This is a genomic window from Kitasatospora sp. NPDC058965 (genome assembly GCF_042741245.1).
GTDB lineage: Bacteria > Actinomycetota > Actinomycetes > Streptomycetales > Streptomycetaceae > Kitasatospora.
The window spans coordinates 1-5,990 of record NZ_JBHYKG010000418.1; the positions used below are offsets into that span (position 1 = coordinate 1).

Consider the following 5,990-nt stretch of genomic DNA (forward strand, 5'->3'; position numbering starts at 1 on the left):
CTGCGGTGCGCCACCCGGCGGCGCCCGTGGCTCCGGCCCGGCCCCGCAGCACGGTCGAGCCGGGCACCACGCGCCGGGAACAGGCTCTTCGGATTCAGCCGGGCGCCGGCTGGGGATTGGACTGAGGCATGGAAACACCCGTCGCGGTGCGGGGCCGCGGCATCACCAAGGTCTTCGGTGATGTCGTCGCGCTCGACCACGTCGACCTGAGCATCACGCAGGGTCAGATCCACGGACTGGTCGGCCCCAACGGTGCCGGCAAGACCACACTGCTGGGCCTGCTGCTGGGCCTGGCCGTCGCCGACGGCGGCAGCCTGGAGATCCTCGGCGCGCCGCTGGGCCGCGGCCTGGCCGCACCTGACGGCGTCTCCGGGTTCGTCGACGGGCCGGGGCTGTACCCCACGCTCACCGCCCGGCAGAACCTCGTGACGGTCGCCGCCCTGGCCCCCGACGACGGGCCGGTCCTCGGCGTCGAGGAGGCGTTGGACCAGGTCGGCCTCGGCGGGGCCGCCGACCAGCGGGTGCGCGGGTTCTCGCTGGGGATGCGCCAGCGCCTCGGGCTGGCCGCGGCGCTGCTGACGAAGCCCCGGCTGCTGGTGCTCGACGAGCCGTCCAACGGCCTGGACCCGGCCGGCAAGAAGCTGGTGCACGGCGTGCTGCGCCGGCTCGCGGACGACGGCGTCACGGTCGTGCTGTCCAGCCACCGGATGGACGACCTGGAGGCGCTCTGCGCCGAGGTGACCATCCTGGCCGCCGGGCGGGTGGTCTTCTCCGGCCCGGTGCGCAAGCTCTCCGACGAGGACCGCGCGCTCGACTACCGGCTGCGGGCCTCGGACCCGGCGGCGGCGCGCGCCCTGGCGGCCGCGACGCCCGGGATCCGGATCCTCGACGACCACGACGCGGCGGCGCGACCGGACACCGACGTGCTGGTCCTGCACGCACGGGTGGCGGCGGTGGACGAGTTGGTGGCCCGTATGGTGCGCGGGGACGTCGCGGTGCGCGAGTTGTCGCCCGTCGTCTCGCCGCTGGAGGCCGCCTTCCTCGCGCTGACCGAGCAGCTCGCTCCCGCGGAGCAGCCCGCCCCCGCGGAGGACCCCGCTCGTACCGAGCAGCGCGCCCGGTCCGAGCAGCCCGTCCGCACCGAGCAGGAGGCCGACCGATGAGTGCGACCGTCACCGCCGCCCCCGTCGCCGGTGCCGGCGGCGGGACACCGCGCAGGCGCCCGGCCCCCGTCTCCCGGATCCTGCGCACCGAACTGGTCAAGCAGTACTCCGCCTGGCGGGTGCGCCTGCTGCTGCTGGCCTGCTGGCTCGGCCCCGGCCTGCTGGTCTTCGCGGTCGACCAGCAGAGCACGCTGCCCTCGGACACCCTGTTCGGGCGGTGGATGCACGCCACCGGCTGGGCCGGCCCGCTGGTGGTGCTCGGCGTCGCCGGCACCTGGGCGCTGCCGCTGGTCACCTCGATGGTCGCGGGCGACGTCTTCGCCTCCGAGGACCGGCTCGGCACCTGGCGGCACCTGATCATCACGGTCCGCTCGCACCGGCGGATCTTCGCGGCCAAGGCGATCGCCAGCCTCACCGTGATCGGGCTGCTGGTCGCGGGCCTGGCGCTGTCGAGCATCGCCGGCGGACTCCTCGCGGTGGGGAGCCGACCGCTGACCGGCGTGGACGGCCACCAGCTCAGCGGCGCCGACGCGGCCGGCAACGTCCTGCTGGCCTGGCTCTGCGCGCTGGCGCCGACGCTCGCCCTGGCGGCCATCGGACTGCTCGGCTCCATCGCCCTGGGCCGGTCCCCGATGGGTCTGCTGCTGCCGATGCTCGTCGCCCTCGGGATGCAGGTCGCGCAACTGCTGCCGCTGCCGGTCGCGCTGCGGCTGGCGCTGCCCGGCTACGCCTTCATCTCCTGGAACGGGCTCTTCGCCGATCCGCAGCAACCCGGTCCACTGCTGATCGGTGTCGGCGTCAGCCTGGCCTGGGCGGTGGTTGCCACGGTGCTGGCCTACCTGCTGTTCCTGCGCCGGGACTTCACCAACCTCAACAACGACGGCGCCGGCCGCCGGGCGCTCACCCTGGGCGTCGTCCCGCTGGCCGGCCTGCTGGCCGCGACGACGGCCGTCCTCGCGGTGGCCACCGGTGCGGGCGGCTCCGGCATCACCCAGGACAAGGTGCAGCGCTCCGTGGCCACGGCGTTCGCCCACCTCTACCGCTACCAGCAGGCGCAGATGCGCCAGCCGGCGGTCACCGAGGCCCAGGTCCAGGCGACCGCCAGCTGCGACAAGAGCGAGGGGCTCGGCCCGCAGGACGGAGCGGGCAACGACTGGCGCTGCACCGTCTCCTGGACCGTCCCCGGCTTCAACGCCACCGCCCAGGCCGTCTACCAGCTCGACGTCGCCGCGAACGGCCGCTACACGGCGGACGGTGACGGCCCGGTCCAGCTGAACGGCTACTTCCTGATCGTCACCGACGGGAAGGCGGTCCCGAACCCGCTCTGGCAGTTCGACGGCACGGTGGACCTGCTGCCCTGACGGCCCGGAGCCTCGCATCCCTGACGCCCCGACGGTGGACGCGCGGAGCACGTCGTGTCCGTGTGTCCACCGTCGGGGCGTGCCGGTACTCGCGGCCGGGCGTGCCGCCGGGGAGACTGGACGGCGTGACAGAGGTGCGCGAGACGCTGGACTACCAGACCTTCGGCCGGGCGGTGCGCGAGCTCGCGCAGACGATCGCCGACGACGGGTACGAGCCCGACCTGATCCTGAGCATCGCCCGCGGCGGCGTGTTCGTGGCCGGCGGACTGGCGTACGCGCTGGACTGCAAGAACCTCCACCTGGTGAACGTGGAGTTCTACACCGGTGTGGGCACCACGCTGGACATGCCCGTCATGTTGGCGCCCGTCCCGGAAGCGATCGACTTCTCCGGCCGGAGGGTCCTGATCGCCGACGACGTCGCCGACACCGGGAAGACCCTGGAGCTGGTCCGCGACTTCTGCCTCGGCCACGTCGCCGAGGTGCGGTCGGCCGTCATCTACGAGAAGTCGCACTCGCTGGTGAGCTGCGAGTACGTGTGGCGGCGCACCGACGCCTGGATCAACTTCCCGTGGTCGACGCAGCCCCCGGTCGTCAGGAACGGCGACCGGGCCCCCGGCGCCTGACCGCGGGAGCGGTGTCGGCGGCGCCCCGTCGCGTCAGGCCGGTGCCTCGCCGCTGAGGTAGGCCTGGTAGGCGGCGGCGACCTGCTCCAGGTAGCGCAGGGCGCCCGCGCGTTCGGGGTCGGTCAACCCGTCGCCCGCCTGCTGGAGCAGGCCGAGGAGCGGCGCCAGCTCGCCCATGACGTGGCCGAAGCCGCTGTCGGTGACGTCGAGGACCTGGCGGCGCCGGTCACGCGGGTGCGGGCCCCGGGTCATGTGGCCCTCCGCGACCAGGCGGTTGACGGACTGGGTGCCGGCGGCGCTGGTGACGCCCAGGCGCCGGGAGAGCTCGACCGGCCCGATCGGCTCGCCCGCCCCGCGTGCCATCACGACGTGCTCGACGGCCTCCACGTTCGTCAGCGGCATGCCGAGCCGCTGCGCGAGCTCGGCGCGCGCCAGCTGGGTCAGGGTGAGCACCTCGCGGAGCGCCCCGGAGAGCTCGTCGCCCGCGGGTGCGCCCGCCGCGGTGACCTCGCCCCGGGGGGAATCCGAGCGGGCACCTGCTCCGAACGATGCATGTTGCGCCATGGGCGTCAGTCTGACACGCTGCGAGTCGCTAAGTTACTTAACGACTTTCGAAGGTGTGCACCCATGCCCGCACAGCCGGTCGGCAAGTTGCCGCTGACCCCGACCCCAGGCGCCGGCCGAGGGACGGCCGGACCCCGCCGGCCCCGCGCGACCGCCTGGCTCGTCCTGCTGCTGACCGTCGTCGGACTCGGGGCGGCCTTCGCGCTCGGCCCCTCCGACGCCACCACCACCAAGGCCACCGGCACCGGACTGCCCGCCTCCTCGCAGTCCGCCCGCGTCGCCGGGATCGTGAAGACCTTCCCCGCCGGCGCGGTGGCCCCGGCGATCGTCGTCTTCAGCAACGGCGACGGCAGCCCGCTCACCGCCGAGCAGCAGGCCGTCATCGCCGACCGCGCCTCCTCGCTGGCTCCGCTGGGTCTGGCGCCGGAGGCGTCGCGGCCCCAGACCCTGCAGGGCCGGGTCGCCACCGTCGCGGTGGTGCTGCCCGCCGGCGCGGACGACGGTGCCAACAGCGCCGCGGTCGACCGGATCCGCAGCACCGCGTCCGACCGGCTGCCCGCACCGCTGCGCGCGCAGGTGACCGGCGCGCCGGCCGTACGCGCGGACATCGGCAAGGTCTTCCAGGGCGCCGACACGAGCCTGCTGATCGCCACCGCCTCCGTCGTCGCGGTCCTGCTGCTCGTCACCTACCGCAGCCCGATCCTGTGGCTGGTCCCGCTGCTGGTGGTCGGCGCGGCCGACCGCCTGGCCGCCGTGCTGGTCGGCGTGCTGGCCCCGCACGCCGGCGTCCAGGTCGACGCCTCCACCGCCGGGATCCAGTCCGTCCTGGTCTTCGGCGCGGGGACCGACTACGCCCTCCTGCTGGTCTCCCGCTACCGCGACGAACTCCACCGCACCGACGACCGGTTCACCGCCATGGCCCGGGCCTGGCGCGGCACCGCGCCGGCCGTGCTGGCCAGCGGCACCACGGTGGTGCTGAGCCTGCTCACCCTGCTGGCCGCCGAACTGACCGGCAACCGGGGCCTCGGCTTCGCCGGCGCCGTCGGCATCGCCACCGCCGTGCTCTTCGGCCTCCTCGTGCTGCCCGCCGCACTGGTCCTGCCCGGGCGCCGGCTGTTCTGGCCGCTCGTGCCCGCGGTCGGCGAGCCGGTCGCCGCCGACCGCCGCGGCCTCTGGTCCCGGATCGGCACCGCCGTCGCCGCCCACCCCGCCCGGGTCGCCGCCGCCGGGGCCGCCGTGCTGGTCCTGCTCGCCTGCGGCGGACTCGGCCTGCGCACCGGTCTGGCCCAGGCCGACTCCTTCCGCACCACACCGGAGGCGATCCTCGGCGCGCGCACCCTCGCCGCCGTCCAACCCGCGGGCGCCGCCGAGCCGCTGACCCTCGTCTCGACCGCGGGCAGCGCCGACCGGGTGGCCGAGGCCGCCCGCCAGGTCCCCGGCGTCGCCGCCGTCACCCCCACCGCCCGGACCGACCGCTACGCCCGCGCCGACGTGGTCCTCACCGCACCGCCCGGGACGCAGGCGTCCGACCGCGCGATCGACGCGCTGCGCCGGCAGGTCGCCGGCGTTCCCGGCGCCGACGCCCTGGTCGGCGGCCCCACGGCCGAGACCCACGACACCGCCCTGGCCAACGCCCACGACACGCGCCTGATCGTGCCGCTCGTGCTGGCCATCGTCTTCCTCGTCCTGGTGGCCCTGCTGCGTGCGCTGGTCGCCCCGGTCCTGCTGATCGCCACCGTCATCGCGTCCTACTTCGCCGCCCTGGGTGCCGGCTGGCTGTTGTTCCGCACGACCCTCGACTTCCCGGCGCTGGACAGCAACGTGCCGCTGCTGTCCTTCCTCTTCCTGGTCGCCCTCGGCGTCGACTACAACATCTTCCTCGTCGCCCGCACCCGCGAGGACACCCTGGTCGGCCACGACACCCGCAGCGCCGTGCTGCGTGCCCTGGCCTCCACCGGCGGCGTCATCACCAGCGCCGGCATCCTGCTCGCCGCGGTCTTCGCCGTGCTGGGCGTGCTGCCGCTGATCACGCTCACCCAGATCGGCGTCATCGTCGGCCTCGGCGTCCTGCTCGACACCCTCCTGGTGCGCACCGTAATGGTCCCGGCCCTCGTCCTGCTCACCGGCCGCCGGTTCTGGTGGCCCGGCACACCCGAGACCGCCGGCCGGACCTCCGAGACCCCCGGCCGCACCCCGGAGCCGGTCGGCTGACCCGGTGGTGCCCGGCGACCGGAACGAAGGCCGGGGACCGTCTCCCGGTGCGCGCCGCGTGCCACGGG

5 protein-coding genes are annotated in these 5,990 nt (G+C 74.9%); 4 read left to right on the forward strand and 1 reads right to left on the reverse strand.

Features of this window, described 5'->3' with window-relative positions:
- Positions 1-128: 128 nt before the first annotated feature.
- From ACFW1A_RS37315 to ACFW1A_RS37325, 3 genes are all read left to right on the forward strand, one after another.
- On the forward strand, positions 129-1,163 hold the full coding sequence (locus ACFW1A_RS37315) for an ABC transporter ATP-binding protein (protein WP_380417529.1): 1,035 nt from the start codon (positions 129-131) through the stop codon (positions 1,161-1,163).
- On the forward strand, positions 1,160-2,524 hold the full coding sequence (locus ACFW1A_RS37320) for an ABC transporter permease (RefSeq protein ID WP_380417531.1): 1,365 nt from the start codon (positions 1,160-1,162) through the stop codon (positions 2,522-2,524). Before ACFW1A_RS37315 ends, ACFW1A_RS37320 begins: the two co-directional genes overlap by 4 nt.
- Positions 2,525-2,649: 125 nt before the next feature.
- Positions 2,650-3,147: a phosphoribosyltransferase gene (locus tag ACFW1A_RS37325; RefSeq protein WP_380417533.1), complete on the forward strand. Its 498-nt coding sequence runs from the start codon at positions 2,650-2,652 to the stop codon at positions 3,145-3,147.
- Positions 3,148-3,180: 33 nt separating this feature from the next.
- Here ACFW1A_RS37325 and ACFW1A_RS37330 read toward each other — a convergent pair whose 3' ends face one another.
- A complete protein-coding gene (locus ACFW1A_RS37330) occupies positions 3,181-3,711 on the reverse strand; it encodes a MarR family winged helix-turn-helix transcriptional regulator (protein ID WP_380417535.1) in 531 nt (176 codons plus the stop codon).
- Positions 3,712-3,774: 63 nt separating this feature from the next.
- Here ACFW1A_RS37330 and ACFW1A_RS37335 point away from each other — a divergent pair, with 63 nt between their 5' ends.
- Complete coding sequence (locus ACFW1A_RS37335; protein WP_380417537.1) at positions 3,775-5,922, forward strand: MMPL family transporter; 2,148 nt, start codon at positions 3,775-3,777, stop codon at positions 5,920-5,922.
- Positions 5,923-5,990: the final 68 nt, after the last annotated feature.

Coding starts and splice junctions, on each gene's coding strand:
- ACFW1A_RS37330 (WP_380417535.1), bottom strand. CDS start 3,711: ATGGCGCAACATGCATCGTTCGGAGCAGGTGCCCGCTCGGATTCCCCC.
- ACFW1A_RS37320 (WP_380417531.1), top strand. CDS start 1,160: ATGAGTGCGACCGTCACCGCCGCCCCCGTCGCCGGTGCCGGCGGCGGG.
- ACFW1A_RS37335 (WP_380417537.1), top strand. CDS start 3,775: ATGCCCGCACAGCCGGTCGGCAAGTTGCCGCTGACCCCGACCCCAGGC.
- ACFW1A_RS37315 (WP_380417529.1), top strand. CDS start 129: ATGGAAACACCCGTCGCGGTGCGGGGCCGCGGCATCACCAAGGTCTTC.